Origin of the sequence: Pseudomonas sp. PDM22, assembly GCF_014851965.1 — a bacterium.
In the GTDB taxonomy this organism is placed as follows: Bacteria; Pseudomonadota; Gammaproteobacteria; order Pseudomonadales; family Pseudomonadaceae; genus Pseudomonas.
The window spans coordinates 108294-126960 of record NZ_JACVAR010000011.1 but is presented as its reverse complement, the minus strand read 5'-3'; the positions used below and the strand labels follow the sequence as shown (position 1 = coordinate 126960).

General features: G+C 62.7%; 17 protein-coding genes and 2 tRNA genes. 5 read left to right on the top strand and 14 right to left on the bottom strand.

Features of this window, described 5'->3' with window-relative positions; genetic code table 11:
• The first annotated feature begins 132 nt into the window (after window positions 1-132).
• The 5 genes from IB255_RS29215 to IB255_RS29195 all read left to right on the top strand — a co-directional run bounded on the left by IB255_RS29215 (window position 133) and on the right by IB255_RS29195 (window position 6126).
• Window positions 133-747: a response regulator transcription factor gene (locus tag IB255_RS29215; protein ID WP_081520710.1), complete on the top strand. Its 615-nt coding sequence runs from the start codon at window positions 133-135 to the stop codon at window positions 745-747.
• 100 nt (window positions 748-847) lie between these two features.
• Window positions 848-3976 (top strand): DUF748 domain-containing protein, encoded by a 3129-nt coding sequence (locus IB255_RS29210; RefSeq protein ID WP_081520709.1) that lies wholly within the window; start codon window positions 848-850, stop codon window positions 3974-3976.
• Window positions 3977-3987: 11 nt separating this feature from the next.
• Window positions 3988-4278 carry a DUF2845 domain-containing protein gene (locus IB255_RS29205; protein ID WP_139791700.1) on the top strand — a complete coding sequence of 97 codons (291 nt, stop codon included), beginning with the start codon at window positions 3988-3990 and terminating at the stop codon, window positions 4276-4278.
• Entirely contained in the window at window positions 4275-4598 is a 324-nt protein-coding gene (locus IB255_RS29200) for a DUF2845 domain-containing protein (protein ID WP_139791699.1), read from the top strand. The genes IB255_RS29205 and IB255_RS29200 overlap by 4 nt, the downstream gene beginning before the upstream one ends.
• Before the next feature lie 73 nt (window positions 4599-4671).
• Window positions 4672-6126, top strand: coding sequence for a rhomboid family intramembrane serine protease (locus tag IB255_RS29195; RefSeq protein ID WP_192211225.1), 1455 nt, complete (start codon window positions 4672-4674; stop codon window positions 6124-6126).
• Window positions 6127-6188: 62 nt separating this feature from the next.
• On the opposite strand, the gene IB255_RS29190 is transcribed toward IB255_RS29195, so the two are convergent.
• The 14 genes from IB255_RS29190 to tpiA all read right to left on the bottom strand — a co-directional run bounded on the left by IB255_RS29190 (window position 6189) and on the right by tpiA (window position 18644).
• Window positions 6189-6386, bottom strand: coding sequence for a CsbD family protein (locus IB255_RS29190; protein ID WP_081520707.1), 198 nt, complete (start codon window positions 6384-6386; stop codon window positions 6189-6191).
• Window positions 6387-6432: 46 nt separating this feature from the next.
• Window positions 6433-6780, bottom strand: a complete 348-nt coding sequence (locus IB255_RS29185; protein WP_081520706.1) for a BON domain-containing protein — start codon at window positions 6778-6780, stop codon at window positions 6433-6435.
• Between the two features lie 193 nt (window positions 6781-6973).
• Window positions 6974-8395, bottom strand: coding sequence for a DUF4013 domain-containing protein (locus tag IB255_RS29180; protein ID WP_081520705.1), 1422 nt, complete (start codon window positions 8393-8395; stop codon window positions 6974-6976).
• Between the two features lie 94 nt (window positions 8396-8489).
• Window positions 8490-10595: a polyribonucleotide nucleotidyltransferase gene (gene pnp, locus IB255_RS29175; protein WP_081520704.1), complete on the bottom strand. Its 2106-nt coding sequence runs from the start codon at window positions 10593-10595 to the stop codon at window positions 8490-8492.
• Between the two features lie 169 nt (window positions 10596-10764).
• Window positions 10765-11034, bottom strand: a complete 270-nt coding sequence (gene rpsO, locus IB255_RS29170; protein ID WP_017518939.1) for a 30S ribosomal protein S15 — start codon at window positions 11032-11034, stop codon at window positions 10765-10767.
• Window positions 11035-11132: 98 nt separating this feature from the next.
• Entirely contained in the window at window positions 11133-12047 is a 915-nt protein-coding gene (truB, locus tag IB255_RS29165) for a tRNA pseudouridine(55) synthase TruB (protein ID WP_081520703.1), read from the bottom strand.
• 3 nt (window positions 12048-12050) lie between these two features.
• Window positions 12051-12437, bottom strand: coding sequence for a 30S ribosome-binding factor RbfA (rbfA, locus tag IB255_RS29160; protein WP_045216758.1), 387 nt, complete (start codon window positions 12435-12437; stop codon window positions 12051-12053).
• Window positions 12438-12543: 106 nt separating this feature from the next.
• Window positions 12544-15081, bottom strand: coding sequence for a translation initiation factor IF-2 (gene infB, locus IB255_RS29155; protein WP_081520702.1), 2538 nt, complete (start codon window positions 15079-15081; stop codon window positions 12544-12546).
• A 27-nt stretch (window positions 15082-15108) separates the two neighbouring features.
• Window positions 15109-16590, bottom strand: a complete 1482-nt coding sequence (gene nusA / locus IB255_RS29150; protein WP_017518943.1) for a transcription termination factor NusA — start codon at window positions 16588-16590, stop codon at window positions 15109-15111.
• A gap of 45 nt (window positions 16591-16635) precedes the next feature.
• A complete protein-coding gene (gene rimP, locus IB255_RS29145) occupies window positions 16636-17094 on the bottom strand; it encodes a ribosome maturation factor RimP (RefSeq protein WP_045216751.1) in 459 nt (152 codons plus the stop codon).
• A gap of 127 nt (window positions 17095-17221) precedes the next feature.
• A tRNA-Met gene (locus IB255_RS29140) sits at window positions 17222-17298 on the bottom strand.
• A 93-nt stretch (window positions 17299-17391) separates the two neighbouring features.
• A tRNA-Leu gene (locus IB255_RS29135) sits at window positions 17392-17477 on the bottom strand.
• A 16-nt stretch (window positions 17478-17493) separates the two neighbouring features.
• On the bottom strand, window positions 17494-17886 hold the full coding sequence (gene secG / locus IB255_RS29130; RefSeq protein ID WP_081520701.1) for a preprotein translocase subunit SecG: 393 nt from the start codon (window positions 17884-17886) through the stop codon (window positions 17494-17496).
• A 2-nt stretch (window positions 17887-17888) separates the two neighbouring features.
• The gene (gene tpiA, locus IB255_RS29125; protein WP_081520700.1) at window positions 17889-18644 is read right to left on the bottom strand and encodes a triose-phosphate isomerase; all 756 of its coding nucleotides are present in this window, start codon (window positions 18642-18644) and stop codon (window positions 17889-17891) included.
• Between the last annotated feature and the right edge of the window lie 23 nt (window positions 18645-18667).

Sequence of the window (18667 nt, the reverse complement as noted above, 5' to 3'; positions counted from 1 at the left end):
AAGAAATCCCCTCTCAACTTGACTCCCCGCATGCTTTCGGTCCTACGCATAGGAATATTCCGTAGGTGCTTGAACAACTGGTCTATCTTCAAGATCAATGCGCGCAAATCATTTGGACTCAGGGAGTTGACTATGAAAAAGCGTGTGGTGCTGATCGAAGATCACCCCGCGATGCGTCTGGCGATCCGCTCATTGCTCGAGCAGGATTCGCAGTTCGAAGTGGTCCGTGAAGCCGCCGATGGCCATGGCGGGCTGGATGCCGTACGCAAGGAGCGCCCCGACCTGGTGATACTCGATCTCAACCTGCCCGGCATGGATGGCCTCGACCTGCTGGCGCGCATCCATATCTTCGACGAGAACATCCGCCTGCTGGTGTTGAGCTCGCAGGATGAACGCCTGTACTCGAGCAAGGTCGAAGCGGCGGGTGCGCATGGATTCGTCAGCAAGAACAAGGACACCAGCGCCATTCTCAACGCCGCGCGCATGCTGGTTTCGGGCTATCGCTGCTTCCCGGAAAAGGCCCTGAGCATCGACAAGAATACCGACCCTGTGGCCAGCCTCACGCCACGGGAACTGGTCGTGTTGCGCAGCCTGGTGAGAGGCATGAGCAACAAGGACATCGCCGAGGAGCTGTTCCTCAGCCAGAAGACCGTCAGCACCTACAAGACGCGCATTCTTGAGAAGCTGAACCTGGAAAGCCTCGTGGACCTGGTCGAATTCGCCCGCACCCATCGCCTGAATGACTGACAGACATCACTGAAAACCTCGTCCGAAGGCGACTATCGAATCGAAGAATCACAGCCGTGCCATACTCTTGTGGCACGTCACGACGGAAACGACTCTCGCCATGCCCAAAGGATTGAAACGCGCCATCGGCGCGGTAGTGCTGTTAGTCCTCTTCTATTGCCTGCTGGGTTTTCTCATCCTGCCCGGCGTTGGACTGCGGATAGCCAACCAGCAACTGGCTCACTATTCGACCGTTCCGGCACGCCTGGAACGCATCGAGTTCAACCCGTTCAGTCTCGAACTCACCCTCTGGGGCCTGCATCTGGGTGACGACGGGCAGGAACAGGTCCGCTTCCGTCGACTCTATGCCAACCTCGAACTCGACAGCCTGTGGAAACGCAGGCTGCACCTCGCCGACGTTGAACTGGACGCACCGCACACCGAACTGCTGTTCGCCGAGAACGGCACGCTGAACCTGAGCCAACTGTTCAAGGTACCGCCCAGTGAGCCGGCCCCCGCACAGGAAGAACCCAGCGATCCCTTCCCGCTGCGCATCGACCGCATCCGCCTGGCCGAAGGCAGCCTGCACTTCCTCGACCGCCGCCCCAGCGAGCCGGTGGAATTCGTCTTCGACCCGATGGGCTTCGAGCTGCACAACCTCAGCACCCTGCCTGAGGATGGCGCCGAAATGACCCTGGTCGCCACCGGCCCCCACGGCGGCAAGCTCGACTGGAAGGGCGACCTGAGCATCGTACCCTTCACCTCCAAGGGCAGCTTCACCCTTGACGGCGTGCCGCTGAAGGCCTGGTGGCCCTATGTGCGTGACAACGCACCGCTGAACCTGAACAACGGCATCCTCAGCGTGGCCTCCGACTACCATCTGGACCTCTCGAAGGGGACGCAACTCCTGCTGGACAAGGCCGCCATCAAGCTCCGCGACCTGGACCTCAGCTCCCCCGAAGGCAAACCACTGGCCAAGCTCGCCACCCTGGATGTCGCCGAAACCACCCTCGACCTCGTCAAGCAGGAAGTGGTGGTCGGCCAGATCCGCAGCCAGGGCCTGGAGGCCTGGGCGGCGCGGGAGAAGGACGGCCAGCTGGACTGGCAGAAACTCTTCGCCAACTTCAAACCCTACAAGCGCCCCGAGGAGCCCACACCGCAAGCGCAGGCCACTTCCGAGCCAGCGCCTGCCACCGAGACGGCAGCTGCAGCCGGCAAGGAGCAGAAGGCCCCGACTAACCAACCGGAAGCCCAGCCCAGCGCCCCCGCCACAACAGCCCAGGCCGAGCCAGCCAAACCGGCCGCTCCGTCCCAGCCGGAAACCAAGCTGGAAGCCAAGCCCGCCGAGGCTGACAAGCCTGCCCAGACGGCCGAGCAGAGCAAACCGGCCGAGCCGCAGAAGCCATGGCATGTCGTTTTGCGCGACACCCAGCTGCGCGGCTACAAGGCGCACCTGGCCGATCGCGCACCGGGAAAACCGGTGGCCCTGGAAATCGGCCCGCTGGACCTGGACCTGCAAAACGTCGACAGCGGCCTGACCTCGCCACTGCAACTCAAGCTCAAGACCGGCCTCGGCCCGCGCGGGCAGATCGAAGCCAGCGGCCAGGTCATCCCCAGCCCGGTCAGCGCCAAGCTGAAGGTTTCGACCCGCGACATCGACCTGCGCGTCGCCCAGGCCTACATCGATCCGTTCATTCGCCTGGAGCTGCGCAGCGGCCTGCTGTCCAGCGACCTGGACGTCGACCTCAAGGGCACCGAGCCGCTGGCCTTCAGCGTCACCGGCAGCGCTCAAGTCACCCAGCTGCACACCCTGGACACCCTCAAGAGCCGCGACTTCGTCAAATGGACCAAGCTGACCCTCGACGGCCTGACCTACAAGCATGGCGATAGCCTGGTGATCCAGACCGTTTCGCTGGAAGAGCCCTACGCGCGCTTCATCATCAACGAAGACCGCAGCACCAACGTCAGCGAGCTGATCATTGCGCAACCGGAGTCCGCCTCGTCCACGGCGAGCAAGGGCAGCGCCTCGGGCAGTAACAGCAAGCCGCTGGGCATCCGTATCGGCGGCGTGAAGATCAACAACGGTTCGGCCAACTTCGCCGACCTGACGCTGCGCCCCGACTTCGCCACGGCCATCCAGCAACTGGGCGGTGAGATCGGCACCATCGACAACCGTAATCCGGCGCCGGCCTCGGTGGACGTCAAGGGCAAGGTCGACAAGTACGCGCCGGTCACCATCAAGGGCAGCCTCAACCCGTTCTCGCCGCTGGAGAAGCTGGACATCGCCACCAGCTTCAAACGCGTCGAGCTGACCACCCTGACGCCCTACTCCGGCAAGTTCGCCGGTTACCGCATCCGCAAGGGCCGGCTGAACCTGGACCTGCACTACCAGATCACCCAGGGCAAGCTCAAAGCCGACAACAAGGTACTGGTGGAACATCTGCAACTGGGCGAGAAGGTCGACAGCCCGGACGCCGTGGACCTGCCGGTGAAACTGGCGATCGCCCTGCTCAAGGACGCCAACGGCAACATCGACATCCAGCTACCGGTGGAAGGCGACCTGAACAACCCGCAGTTCAGCGTCATGCCCATCGTCTGGCAGACCCTGCGCAATCTGGTCGTGCGCGCCGTGCAGGCGCCGTTCAACTTCATCGCCGGCCTGGCCGGTGGCGGTGGTGGGCCTGACCTGAGCAACGTGGTGTTCGCCCCCGGCTCCAGCGAGCTGGACGCCAGCGCCCAGGGCAATCTCGACAAGCTGGCCGAAGCCCTCAAGCAGCGTCCGGCGCTGAAGCTGGAAGTCGAAGGCGTCGCCGCCGCCTCGAGTGACGGCCCGCTGCTGGCCGACAAGCGCCTGAAGCAGGAATACCAGAAGAACTACTACAGCATGTTGCAGCGCCGCGGCGACAAGGTGCCCAGCGACGCGAGCCAGTTGGAAGTGCCGGAAGACCTGCAGCCGGTCCTGCTCGAAGGCGTTTACCGCGCGCGCCTGAAGAAGCAGCCGCCAGCGGAATGGCAGGACCTGAGCAAGGACGAGCGTTCGGCGAAGATGCGCCAGGCCGTGCTCGATTCCTGGAGCGACAGCCAGTTGCTGCTGCGCAAGCTCGGTCAGGAGCGCGCAACCCAGATCAAGGACTACTTGGTCGCCAAGGGTGGCCTGGGTGACGACCGCATCTACCTCATCGACGTCAGCTTCGGCGAAGCGGAGAATGGTGGCAGTGTGGCCACCCAGCTTCACCTTGATAGCGAATAAGGAGTCGTTCGATGAAAGCCCTGACCTGGATGTCCTGCGCCCTGCTGCTTTGCGCGGCGGGCGCCCAGGCGGAAAGCATGCGTTGCGGAAGCGCCCTGATCAACGCCGGCGACCGCGCCTGGGAAGTCGAGCAGAAGTGCGGTGCGCCGGATCACCGTGACGAAGTCGGTTACACCCTCGGTGGTTACGATCGCCGCGAGTACCGGGTGGAGGAGTGGGTCTACGGCCCGCGCAATGGCACCAGCTACATCCTCACCTTCGAAGCCAACAAGCTCAAAAGCATCGAGTTCAAACGCAATTGAAGACGCCCCTCGTACTGCGCCTGGCGGCCCTGCTGCTGCCCCTCGCCTTCACGCCCCTTGAGGCACAGGCCGCCAGCCTGCGCTGCAGCAGCAAGCTGATCAGCACCGGCGATGTCACCAGTGACGTACTGAGCCGGTGCGGCGAGCCTGTCAGCCGCTCCTTCCTCGGCTACAAGCAGGTACCCGGACCGCGTTACGGCGAGTCGATGGAAGTAGCCGTAGAGGAATGGATCTACGGCCCCTGGAGCGGCATGCTGTATTTCGTCCGCTTCGAGGGCAACCGCCTGAGCGACATCCAGAGCAAGCGCAGCGGCAACTGACAGCCGTGCTGGCGGGATGCTAGTCTCGCCGCCACTCAAGCACTTACGCCATTCGGGCCAAGGACCGGTCGCCATGGTTATCGTCCCCGCCGAGCACCCGCTGGACTGGAAGAAACCTCCCGTCATCACGCTGCTGCTGATCGTCATCAACGTCCTGATCTACTTCGGCTACCAGGGCGGTGACAGCACCCGGCGCGAAGAAGCCGTGCGCATCTACCTCGAACAGGACCTGCTCAGCCATGAGCGGCCGTTGTTCAGCGCCTCGCTGGAACGCCGCGACCGACTGGAAGCCGACCAGCAGCGCGCCCTCGAAGCCCTTCCCCGCCAGCGATTGGCCTGGCTGGTACTCTCGGACCTGGAGTTCGGCCACGAACTGCGCGCCCTGCCTGCCTTCCAGCAGGACGCCGCCTGGCAGGCCTCGCGCCTCAGGGCCGAAACAGCGCGCGACCAGACCAGCAGCCTGCGCTTCGGCTTCATCCCCGAGCGCTTCACCGTGCAGGGCCTGTTCGGCTCGATGTTCCTGCACGGCAGCTTCTGGCACCTGGCCGGCAACATGGTGTTCCTGTTCATCTTCGGCTTCGCCCTCGAAGCGGCGCTGGGACGGGCCCTTTATCTGGGCCTCTACCTGTTCAGCGGTCTGTGCTCCGGCCTGCTGTGGTGGGCGCTCGATCCTTCCTGGGTTCCTGGCATCGGCGCCTCCGGCGCGATCTCCGGCTTGATGGGCATGTACATCGGCGTGTACGGCCTGAGGCGCATCCAGTTCTTCTACTGGCTCGGCCCCCTGATGGGCTACCTCAAGGCGCCGGCACTGTGGATCCTGCCGCTGTGGCTGGGCAAGGAGCTCTTCGGGCTGGTACGCGCCGCCGACCACGTGAACTACTACGCACACATTGGCGGTCTGGTGTCGGGTTTTCTCGCCGTCTGGCTACCGCGCAAGCTGGGGCAGATGCCGGTGGACGAGGCTTACCTGAGCAAAGAAGACCCGGACGCCCCCTTCAAGCGCGCCCTGGCGTCGCTGGACGAACAGATCGGCCGCTTTGCCCTCGACCAGGCTGCTGCACGCGGCCCGGAACTGCTGCGGCAGTTTCCCGGCCAGCCGGTACTGGTCGAACGCCTGTACGGCGTCGCCAAGGGGCGGCAGGACCGCGCCCTGATGGGGGAAACCCTCAAGCAGTTGTTCGCCCTGCCACCTTCCGCGTCAGCCGATGCGCTACTGCGCCGCCTCGCCGAGGAAAGTGCCGCCGCCGACGCCGGACTGCTGGCCCACCCGGCGATTCAGTTGCGCCTGTTGCGCAAGCTGCTCCAGCGCAATGAGTCCTCACAGGCATTGCAATGCTGGCGTCGCCTGTCACGCTCGGGCCAACTGCCCGAACCGCTACCCGGCCTGACCCTGCAACTAGCCAAGCAGATGGGGCAAAAAGGCGACCTGCAGGCCGTGCGCGAACTCTCGCGCTTCCTCCGCCAGCACTACCCGGAAGCTGATCCAACCCGGCAGCTGACGATCTACCAGCAACACCTCGCCCCCTGATCTGCCCATGAAAAAGCCCCGCCGGCGAACCGGCGGGGCTTGGGTCATCCCTTTGCTGGGTGCTACAGACGGCTGCTGAAGTCGCGAACTTCCTCTTCCGCTTTCTCTTTGGTCCAGCCGTAGCGTTCCTGCAGTTTGCCTACCAGGTACTCGGCGTGTCCGTCTGCCGCTTGTACATCGTCGTCGGTCAGCTTGCCCCACTTTTCCTTCATAGTGCCGGACAACTGCTTCCACTTGCCTTTGATCACGTCAGTGTTCATGGCGATCCTCCTATTCGAGGTTGGATGGGGTGAGAAGCTGTGGTTCTTACTCGACCGATTTCAGGCCATCGGCGGAGACAGCGGTCACGCCCTTGATGCCTTTGGTGGTCTGAATGGCCAGTTCCTTCTCGGCGTCGGTCTTGACGTTACCCGAGAGGGAAACCACGCCCTTGTTGGTTTCGACCTTGATGTTGGTGCCGCTGATGTCCTTGTTGGCGATCAGCGAAGACTTCACTTTGCTGGTGATCCAAGTATCGGAAACCGCCTCTTCGGTTTTCTGAACTGTCTCGTTGGCGGCCAGAGTCGTCGGCTGGGCGAACACCGAGTTGGCGAACGAGAAGCTCAGGGCGGTTGCAGTGGCAGCGGCGAGAGCCAGTTTATTGAAACGTTTCATGGCGGTTTCTCCTGAATTATTGGAAAACTGCGGCCCGTGCCTGGCAGCAGTTGCACAAGTACTATCGCAAGCCCTGTGCCAGTTTTTCCTATTCAGTAAAACCCTTAAAAATCAAAACGTTATACAAAAAACACAAACACCCTTCACTTGCAGTTTGCAAAATCCGCCGCTGCGCTTCATGCAGGTTGCACGATCAGGTTCCGGAGCTTCGCCCCAGCTTCGCGAGCACGGCCTCGAGTTGCACCACCTCGCCCATCTGCTCGAACGCCGGATAGCGCTGGCGAATAAAGGCCAGCAGTTGCTGCGCGGGCTCCACCTGCCCCAGCTGTTCGGAGAACGCCCGCGCCGCCATCAGGTAGGCGCGAGGAATCCCGGGGTACTCCGGGAAACGCTTGTGCAGGTTTCGCAGCAGGCTCAGCCCCTCGCGGGCCTTGTGGCGCTCGATCAGGACCTCGGCAATGCGCTCGCACACGCTCGGGTCTTCCGGCAGGTAATCCGCCTGCAACTGCCGGGCATTGAGGAAGGCACTGGCAGCCAGCTGCGGATTGAGCCGGGTGGCCAGACTCAGATAGTGCGGCAGGTGATTCAGGCACTCGGCGCGCTCGTTCAGGGCGAAGAGCAGCTGGTGATAACGCTCGTTCAGCTTGAGGTCCTGGCGGCCTTCGCGCAGGGCCGCGACCAGTATCTCCAGGGCGGCGCCGGTCTGCCCCTCCTTGACCCGCACCTCCGCCTCGGCCAGCGCCTTGCGGCGGTGCCATTCCGGCGCGGCAAAGCCGGCTGGGGCGTCTTCCCCGGCGGAAACGTAGCCCAGCTCACCCTGATACTGGAACACGGCGTAACCCATCATGGCGCACATTACCACGGCGAAATAACCCGTCAGCCCCGCTACCACCGGGACCATCACCACTCGAGGCAAGCCGTTGGAGAGCAGCCAGCCGACATAGGTGGGGGATTGCCAGAGAATGAACAGGAACACGCAGAGAATCAGGTAACGCCAGCCCATGGCTGCAATGACCTGCCCCACTTCACTGGGGCTGAGCGCGGCGCCCAGGCTCTTGTCAAGGGACAACCGGATGATGCTCGCCGGCAGCACCAGCATGAGGCCGATGTTGGCGGCCCAGTAGACGGCCTCACTGTGGAAGTCGGCCGCCAGCCAGAGCAGGACGAGGGCTATCAGGAACACCGCCAGTTGCTGGAAAAAGGTCCGCAGGCTGTCGGCGCTGAAGGCCTCGATCAAGCCTGGGGCGTCCTGGCCGCCAAAGCTCGCCGCCTCGATCACGCTGTGCAGGTACTTGGTTGCCACGCTGAGCAAGGCGACCCAGAGCACGATCATCGCCGGCATGAACACGCAGGCCAGTGCCAGCAAGGCGCAGAAGGCCAACGGCCCGGCCTGGAAGCCGTAGGCGAAGAATTTCGGCAGACGCTCCCAGAAGGGTTGCGCGGTATTGGCCGCGCCGAGGAAGCGCAGATGGCCACGGCACAAAGGGCACGCCGGCGCGTACTCCGGGGCGTCGGCGTTGAGGGGAATGCAGCAGTCGCCGTAATGACGCTCGCAGGGCTGGCAATGCCAGGTCGCGGGCTGGGCACTGTGGTAGTGACAGTAACGCTTGTCCATCTCGGGGCATCCTTGGAGCGAGATCGGCGAATAGCGCATTTTCAAGGCAAAAAAAGAGGGCCCGCAAGGGGCCCTCTTTCATTTCGCCGATTGCTTAAACGCCAGAGGCTTCAGCAGCGGCTACGTCCTTGATGGACAGCTTGATGCGGCCGCGGTTGTCCACGTCGAGAACCAGGACTTTGACTTCCTGGCCTTCCTGCAGAACGTCGGTGACCTTGTCGATGCGCTTGTCGCTGATCTGCGAGATGTGCACCAGACCATCCTTGCCCGGCAGGATGTTGACGAAGGCACCGAAGTCCACGATGCGCTCGACCTTACCGACGTAGATCTTGCCGATCTCGGCTTCCGCGGTGATACCCAGGACGCGCTGCTTGGCGGCCTCGGCAGCTTCCTTGGTCTCGCCGTAGATCTTCACGCTGCCGTCGTCCTCGATGTCGATCGAGGCCTTGGTCTCTTCGCAGATGCTGCGAATGGTGGCGCCGCCCTTGCCGATGACGTCGCGGATCTTGTCGGTGTCGATCTTCATCTGGATCATGGTCGGAGCGTTTTCCGACAGCTCGGCGCGCGGAGCGGCGATGATCTGGTTCATCTGGCCGAGGATGTTCAGGCGAGCTTCCAGGGCCTGGCCCAGGGCGATCTCCATGATCTCTTCGGTGATGCCGTTGATCTTGATGTCCATCTGCAGGGCGGTAACGCCCTTGTCGGTACCGGCGACCTTGAAGTCCATGTCGCCCAGGTGGTCTTCGTCACCCAGGATGTCGGTCAGGATGGCGAACTTGTCACCTTCCTTCACCAGGCCCATGGCGATACCGGCAACCGGCGCCTTGACCGGAACACCGGCGTCCATCAGAGCCAGGGAAGCACCGCAAACGGAAGCCATGGAGCTGGAACCGTTGGATTCGGTGATCTCGGAAACGACGCGGATGGTGTAGGGGAACTCGTCCTGGGTCGGCAGCATGGCAGCGACGCTGCGGCGTGCCAGACGGCCGTGGCCGATTTCACGACGGCCCGCGCTGCCCATACGGCCACACTCGCCTACCGAGAACGGCGGGAAGTTGTAGTGCAGCATGAAGGGGTCTTTGCGCTCGCCTTCGAGGGTGTCGAGCAGCTGCGCGTCACGGGCGGTACCGAGGGTGGCAACGACCAGGGCCTGGGTTTCGCCACGGGTGAACAGCGCCGAGCCGTGGGTCTTGCCCAGTACGCCGACTTCGATACGCAGCGGGCGAACGGTGCGGGTGTCGCGGCCGTCGATACGCGGTTTGCCGTTGACGATGTTTTCGCGAACGGTGCGGTATTCCAGCAGGCCGAAGACTTCTTTGACTTCACCTGCGGAGAACTGGCCTTCGCCTTCGCCGGCGAACTTGGCGACGATCTGCTCGCGCAGGGCGTCCAGGGCCGCGTAACGGTCCTGCTTGACGGTAACGGTGTAGGCCTCGGAGATGGCGGCACCGAACTCGGCCTTGATGGTGTTGACCAGGGTGGTGTTCTCGACCGGAGCGGACCAGTTCCAGGTCGGCTTGCCAGCTTCGGTTGCCAGTTCGGCAACGGCGCGGATGACCGCCTGGAATTCTTCGTGGGCGAACAGAACGGCGCCCAGCATCTGGTCTTCGGTCAGCTCGTCGGCTTCGGACTCAACCATCAGCACGGCGTCGGAGGTACCGGCCACGACCATGTCGAGGCTGGAGCTCTGCTGCTGCTCATAGGTCGGGTTGAGGATGTAGCCGATTTCCGGGTGGAAGCCAACACGGGCAGCGCCGATCGGGCCGGCGAACGGAATGCCGGAGATCGCCAGGGCGGCGGAGGTGCCGATCATGGCAGCGATGTCCGGATCAGACTTCTTGTTGGTGGAAACGACGGTGCAGACAACCTGCACTTCGTTCATGAAACCTTCCGGGAACAGCGGACGGATCGGACGGTCGATCAGGCGCGAGGTCAGGGTTTCCTTCTCGGAAGGACGGCCTTCACGCTTGAAGAAGCCACCGGGGATGCGGCCGGCTGCGTAGGTCTTCTCCTGGTAGTGCACGGAGAGCGGGAAGAAGCTCTTGCTCGGGTCGGCCTGCTTGGCGCCGACGACGGTGCAGAGCACGGTGACGTCGTCCATGGTGACCAGGACGGCACCGGTGGCCTGGCGGGCGATGCGGCCAGTCTCGAGGGTTACGGTCGACTGACCGAACTGGAATTTCTTGGTTACCGGGTTCACGGTTTTTCTACCTTCGCTTTAGTTGCCTTGGGGGAAATTGTGGAAATGCCGGGAGTCGGACCCGATTTCATTCCCTGTAAAAGCGAGAAAGCCGGGAGCCAGAGCCGATGGGCGGTTTACACCGCCCATCGACCCCGGACTCCCAGCTTCCCACTTCAGGCTTGCCGTCTTAGCGACGCAGGCCCAGGCGACCGATCAGGGCGCTGTAACGAGAGGTGTCCTTGCTCTTCAGGTAGTCCAGCAGCTTACGACGCTGGTTAACCATACGGATCAGGCCACGACGGGAGTGGTGGTCTTTGCCGTTGGCCTTGAAGTGGTCCTGCAGCTTGTTGATGTTGGCGGACAGCAGTGCAACCTGCACTTCCGGGGAACCGGTGTCGCCTTCAGCTTGCTTGTACTCGTTAACGATCTGGGCTTTTTCTTGGACGCTCAGTGCCATGATGGGGCTTCCTCTGAGGTAACAGGCCAGGGACTTATCCCTGTGTTCATAGTAAGAGGAGTGACCGTGCCTGCTGACAGCCACCCTCGGTTTCGGTCTTAAGACCGAATCAGTCGACGCGGCGCCAGGCGCCCGTCTTCGACCACTTCACCGATACCGATGAAGCGGCCTTCATGATCCTGCACCCGCAGCATGCCGAACTTCGGCATATCGGGGGCGCGTACCGGCTGACCATGCAGCCAGTAATAGGCGCTGTGCTCCGACAACTGCAGCAGCGGCCAGTGTTCCAGGCCGGCATCCACCGGCAGCAGGAAGCGGTCGAGGGCTTCGTTGCCACCCTCGGCATGGACTTTCTCGAGCTCCTCCAGCGTCACCGACTGGTTCAGCTGGAACGGACCTGCCTGTGTCCGGCGCAGGGCGGCGACGTGTGCGCCACAACCAAGTTCGCGGCCGAGGTCTTCGACCAGGGTGCGAATGTAGGTGCCCTTGCTGCAGGAAACCGCCAGGGTCGCACAGGGCGACTCGAACGCGAGCATTTCCAGGCGCGCAATAGTAACAGAACGCGCCTCGCGCTCCACTACCTCTCCGGCACGGGCCAGCTTGTACAACGGCTGGCCGTCCTTCTTCAGCGCCGAGTACATCGGCGGCACCTGCTCTATGTCGCCACGGAAGCGTGGCAGCAAGGCCTCGATGGCTTCCCGACCAGCGGTCACTTCGCGCTGCTCGACCACCTCACCCTCGGCATCGGCGGTGGTGGTAGTGACGCCGAGCTTGGCAATCGTCTCGTAGGCCTTGTCGGCGTCGAGCAGGTACTGGGAGAACTTGGTCGCCTCGCCGAAACACAGCGGCAGCACGCCGGTGGCCAGCGGATCGAGGCTGCCGGTGTGCCCGGCCTTCTCGGCATTGAGCAGCCAGCGCACCTTCTGCAGCGCCTGGTTGGAGCTCATGCCCAGCGGCTTGTCGAGAATCAGCACACCGTTGACCGCACGGCGAATGCGTTTCACCTGGGCCACGCGTTACTCCTCGGAATCGCCGCCGCGACGATCGGCGGCCACCGCGCGCTCGATCAACGCCGACAGTTCGGCACCGCGACGGATGCTGGCGTCGTAGCTGAAGTGCAGTTGCGGCACGGTGCGCAGCTTCATCGCCTTGCCCAGCTGCATGCGCAGGAAGCCTGCGGCATCGTTGAGGATGCTGGTGTTCTGTTTCACCACTTCGGCGTTGTCATCCTGCCCCATCACGGTGACGTACACCTTGGCATGGGACAGGTCACGGGCCACGTCGACGCCGGTGATGGTCACCAGGCCGAGACGCGGGTCCTTGATTTCACGCTGGATCAGCAGCGCCAGTTCGCGCTGCATCTGGTCGCCGATACGCTGGGTACGGCTGTACTCTTTAGCCATTTTTCTAACCTGCTTGCCCGAGCCGCGAGGCTCCGGGTCTGAAAGCGGCAAACGCCCGGGGCAGCAATTCAGCTGGCCCGGGCGCTGCGTTCACGCTCGAATACCCTTACAGAGTACGAGCGACTTCGACCTTCTCGAACACTTCGATCTTGTCGCCGACGCGGACGTCGTTGTAGCTCTTCACGCCGATACCGCATTCCATGCCGGCACGGACTTCGGAGACGTCATCCTTGAAGCGACGCAGGGATTCCAGCTCGCCTTCGAAGATGACCACGTCGTCGCGCAGTACGCGGATCGGACGGTTGCGGTGCACCAGACCCTCGGTGACCATGCAGCCGGCGACCGCGCCGAACTTCGGCGAACGGAACACGTCACGCACTTCGGCGATACCCAGGATGTTCTCGCGAACATCGCTGCCGAGCATGCCGGTCAGGGCTTTCTTGACGTCTTCGATGATGTCGTAGATCACGTTGTAGTAACGCATGTCGAGGCCTTCGGACTCGACGATCTTGCGCGCACCGGCGTCGGCACGGACGTTGAAGCCGAACAGCACCGCGTTGGAGGCCAGCGCCAGGTTGGCATCGGATTCGGTGATACCACCGACGCCGCCACCGACCACGCGAACCTGCACTTCGTCGTTGCCCAGGCCACTGAGCGAGCCCTGCAGGGCTTCCAGCGAACCACGGACATCGGACTTGAGCACGATGTTGAGGGTCTTCTTCTCTTCCTGGCCCATGTTCTCGAAGATGTTTTCCAGCTTGCCGGCATGGGCACGAGCCAGTTTCACTTCGCGGAACTTGCCCTGGCGGAACAGAGCAACTTCGCGGGCCTTCTTCTCGTCGGCAACCACGGTCATCTCGTCGCCGGCGTCCGGGGTACCATCGAGGCCGAGGATCTCGACCGGAATGGACGGGCCCGCTTCCTTGATCGGCTTGCCGTTCTCGTCGAGCATCGCACGGACGCGGCCGTAGTTGACGCCGACCAGGACCATGTCGCCCTGACGCAGGGTACCGTCCTGGACCAGCACGGTGGCTACCGGGCCACGGCCCTTGTCCAGACGGGACTCGACCACCACGCCACGGCCCGGGGCCGACGGAGTGGCTTTGAGTTCGAGTACTTCAGCCTGCAGCAGCACGGCTTCGAGCAGCTCGTCGACACCGGTACCCAGCTTGGCGGAAACGTGAACGTACGGAGCATCGCCGCCCCACTCTTCCGGGATCACGTCCAGAGCGGCCAGGCCGTTCTTGATGTTGTCCGGGTTGGCGTCGGGCTTGTCGATCTTGTTCACCGCGACCACGATCGGCACGCCAGCCGCTTTCGCGTGCTGTACGGCTTCCTGGGTCTGCGGCATCACGCCGTCATCCGCTGCCACCACCAGGATGACGATGTCGGTCGCCTGGGCACCACGGGCACGCATCGCGGTGAACGCGGCGTGGCCAGGGGTGTCGAGGAAGGTGACCATGCCGCGGTCGGTTTCCACGTGGTAGGCACCGATGTGCTGGGTGATGCCGCCGGCTTCGCCAGCTGCAACCTTCGCACGACGGATGTAGTCGAGCAGCGAGGTCTTGCCGTGGTCGACGTGGCCCATGACGGTCACGACCGGCGCGCGGGAAACCGCTTCACCTTCGAACTTCAGGGATTCGGCCAGTTGCTCTTCCAGGGCGTTCTCGCTGACCAGCTTGACCTTGTGGCCGAGTTCTTCGGCGATCAGCTGGGCGGTTTCCTGGTCGAGGACCTGGTTGATGGTCACCGGGGTGCCCATCTTGAACATGAACTTGACGACCTCGGCACCCTTCACCGACATCTGGGCAGCGAGATCGCCCACGGTGATGGTCTCGCCGATATTCACTTCACGCACAATCGGTCCTGTCGGGCTCTGGAACCCGTGCTGGTTACGCTTCTTCAGCTTGCCTTTGCCACGGCCACCGCCGCGACGGCCAAAGCTGTCGTCGTCGTCGCCACCACCGCTGCGTACAACGCGCGGGGCAGTGGTCTTTTCCTTTTCCTTGATCGACGGGCGATGCTGGGCATGCTTGCGATCACGGCGCTCGTCCTCTTCGTCGCGCTTGGGCGCGCGGCGCACTTCGTCCTTCTTGCGGTCGTCCGCAGCAGGAGCGGCAGCAGCCGGGGCAGCAGGAGCGACAGCCGGAGCTGCGGCGCGCGGCGCCTCGGCAGCGGCCGGAGCGGTAGCAGCAGGAGCGACATCAGCGGTCTGCCGAGCGGCGTCCGCCTGACGGCGAGCCTCTTCCGCAGCGGCGCGCTGGCGGGCCTCTTCCTCGGCCTTCACACGTACGGCTTCTTCAGCGGCACGCTGCTCTTCCAGCTCGCGCTGGCGCTCGGCCTCAAGCTCTTCAGGATCGCGCTTGACGTAGGTCTTCTTCTTGCGAACCTCGACGCTGACGGTCTTGCTGCCAGCGACCCGAATGGTCGAGGTGGTCTTGCGTTGCAGGGTGATCTTGCGCGGCTCATCCGCGCGATCACCATGGCTGCCTTTCAAGTAGGCCAGCAGCGCCTGTTTCTCGCTGTCGGTCACCACCTGCTCGGCGTTGTTATGCGGCAGACCCGCTTCGCGCATCTGCTGCAGCAGGCGCTCTACCGGCGTATCGACCGTCTTGGCCAGTTCTTTCACCGTGACTTGCGTCATGCACTTCTCTCCTCAGGCCGCGAATGCTTACTCGAACCAATGGGCCCGGGCGGCCATGATCAACTTGCCGGCACGCTCTTCGTCCATGCCGTCGATGTCGAGCAGGTCGTCAATAGACTGCTCGGCAAGATCTTCACGGGTGGTTACGCCACGCAGCGCCAGGTCCACGGCCAGCTCTTTGGTCATACCATCGAGGCTGAGCAGGTCTTCGGCAGGTTGTGCGTCGGCGAGTTTCTCTTCAGTGGCGATGGCTTTGGTCAGCAGGCGGTCCTTGGCACGCGAGCGCAGCTCGTTGACGATGTCTTCGTCGAAGCCGTCGATGCTGAGCATCTCTTCCATCGGTACGTAGGCAATCTCTTCCAGGGTGGTGAAACCTTCTTCAACCAGAACCTGGGCGAGTTCTTCATCGACATCCAGCTCGTCGACGAAGCGCTGCAGGATGTCGCCAGTTTCAGCCTGCTGTTTGGCCTGGATATCGGCCTCGGTCATCACGTTCAGGGTCCAGCCGGTGAGCTGGCTGGCCAGACGGACGTTCTGGCCACTGCGGCCGATGGCCTGTGCCAGGTTGTCCTCGGCGACGGCGATATCCATGGTGTGGGTATCTTCGTCGACGATGATCGCTGCCACTTCGGCCGGGGCCATGGCGTTGATCACGAACTGCGCAGGGTTGTCGTCCCAGAGGACGATGTCCACACGCTCGCCGCCCAGTTCGCCGGAGACGGCCTGGACGCGGGAACCACGCATACCGATGCAGGCGCCCTGCGGGTCGATACGCTTGTCCTTGGAGCGAACTGCGATCTTGGCGCGCGAACCCGGGTCACGGGCAGCAGCCATCACGTCGATCAGTTGCTCGGCGATTTCCGGTACTTCGATGCGGAACAGTTCGATCAGCATTTCCGGCGCGGTACGCGACAGGATCAGCTGAGGGCCACGGTTCTCGCTGCGGATTTCCTTCAGCAGGGCACGCACGCGGGTGCCGACGCGGAAGGTTTCACGCGGGATGATCTGGTCGCGGGCCAACAGCGCTTCGGCGTTGTTGCCCAGATCGACGATGACGTTGTCGCGGGTGACCTTCTTGACGGTGCCGGAGATGATCTCGTTGACCTTCTCGCGGTAGGCGTCGACCACCTGGGCGCGCTCGGCTTCGCGAACCTTCTGCACGATGACCTGCTTGGCGGTCTGTGCGGCGATGCGGCCGAACTCGATGGACTCGATCTTCTCTTCAATGACCTCGCCGGCTTTCATGCCGGGATGCTCTTCCTGCACGTCTTCGACGGTCAGTTCCGATGCCGGATTGGAGTAGTCCTCGTCTTCGACGATGGTCCAGCGACGGAAGGTTTCGTAGTTGCCGTTGGCGCGGTTGATTTCCACGCGCAGGTCAACCTCGTCCTCGAAACGCTTTTTGGTCGCGGTCGCCAGAGCGAGCTCCAGCGCTTCGAAAATCACGCCAGGCGGTACACCCTTCTCGTTGGATACCGACTCAACAACCAGCAGTACTTCTTTGCTCATCGTACGCCTCGCCTTTCAATCCATTGGAATCCGCGCTCTGGCGGCTCACTCAAATCGGGGAATGATGTTGGCCTTGTCGATCGAGTCGACCGGCAGCAGGTATTCATGGTCATCCACCAGGACCACCACATCCTGCTCCTCCACACCACGGAGAATGCCCTGGAAATTGCGACGCCTTTCGAAAGGCGTGCGCAGCTTGATCTTCACCTGCTCGCCGACGTAACGGGCGAACTGTTCGAGTGTGAAGAGCGGCCGATCCATGCCGGGCGAAGACACCTCCAGGGTGTACTCGCCACTGATCGGGTCTTCCACGTCGAGGATGCCACTGATCTGACGACTGACAATTTCGCAGTCATCGACCAGGATGCCTTCGGCACGATCGATATAAACCCGGAGCAGGGAATGGCGACCTTGGGAAATGTACTCCAGGCCCCAGCACTCATAGCCGAGCGCTTCTACTACAGGGGCCAACAAGGCCTGCAACTGTTCTAGCTTGCTCGACACCTGATCGCCTCGCGTATGCTGTAGAAACAAAAAATGGGCGAAACGCCCATCCCTTAAGGACCGCCCTGATCTGGCGGCGCGGACTGTCCAGCTAGCAAAAAGCCCCTGAAAAGGGGCTCTGCCAAACTGGTTGCGGGAGCAGGATTTGAACCTACGACCTTCGGGTTATGAGCCCGACGAGCTACCAGACTGCTCCATCCCGCGTCAAAGCTGGTGCGAAATTATACGGTCGAGCCCCTTGAAGGTCAACCGAAACTCCGGAACGACAAGGCCCGCACTGCGGGCCTTTTCGTAATATGGTACCGAGGAGGGGACTCGAACCCCTACAGCCTATGGCCACTACCACCTCAAGGTAGCGTGTCTACCAATTCCACCACCTCGGCAAAAACTCTTGCCTGCTTACTTCTGCTCAGGAGCCGCCGGAACGTCGCCGTTACCGCCTGCAGGGGCTTGAGGTTGCCCTTGCGCGCCCGGCACATCGCTAGCTGCCGGAGCTTGTTCCTGCTTCTGCTCCATCACTGCCGGATCAGGAAGCCCAGCGTGACGAATCATATCAGCTTTTTCTTTAGCAAAATACGCTAAACCCAAGCTGGTAATAAAAAAAACTGCGGCCAGCACAGCGGTGAAGCGACTCAGGAAGGTAGCAGAACCCTGGCTACCGAAAACAGTACCCGAAGCGCCAGCACCAAACGACGCACCTGCGTCGGCACCCTTGCCTTGCTGAAGCAGGACCAGCACAACCAGACCCAGCGCCATCAGCAGGTGAATCACGATTACAACTGTTTCCAGCATCTTCAGTTTCCTGCGGCGCGACAGATCGCACCGAACTCATCTGCATTCAGGGAAGCTCCACCAATGAGCCCCCCATCGATATCCGGCATGCCGAAAAGCTCGACAGCGTTGGCGGCCTTGACACTACCGCCGTACAGGAGACGAAGGCCGCGAGCCACCTCTGCGTTCTCCGCCGAGATCTGCGCGCGAATCGCCGCATGTACTTCCTGGGCCTGCTCGGGAGAAGCGGTCAGCCCCGTCCCAATCGCCCACACCGGCTCGTAAGCCACAACGGCGCGGGAGAAAGCCCCGACACCGAGATCTTCGATCACCGAGCCCAACTGGCGCCCGACAACCTCAAGAGTCTTGCCCGCCTCACGCTGCTCGCGGGTCTCGCCCACGCACAGGATCGGAACCAGGCCACACGACTGAACCGCCGCAAACTTGCGACTGATCACGCCATCGCTCTCACCCAGGATCAGGCGACGCTCGGAGTGACCGACCAGCACCAGCGAGCAACTCGCATCCGCCAACTGGCTGGCTGCGATCTCGCCCGTCAAGGCGCCCTGCATCGGCTCAACCGCGCAATTCTGCGCACCGACGGCAACCGCCTTTCCATCCAGGCCTTGTACGACCTGATTGATGTACAGACAGGGCGGAAACACCGCCACATCGACACCCGTGGGAAGAGCCAGTTGACGCAGGCCTTTGATCAGCTCCGTTACGCTGGAGCGGGTACCGTGCATTTTCCAATTACCGGCCACCAAGGGTCGACGCATGCTGTACCTCGCTGAGCAAAGTG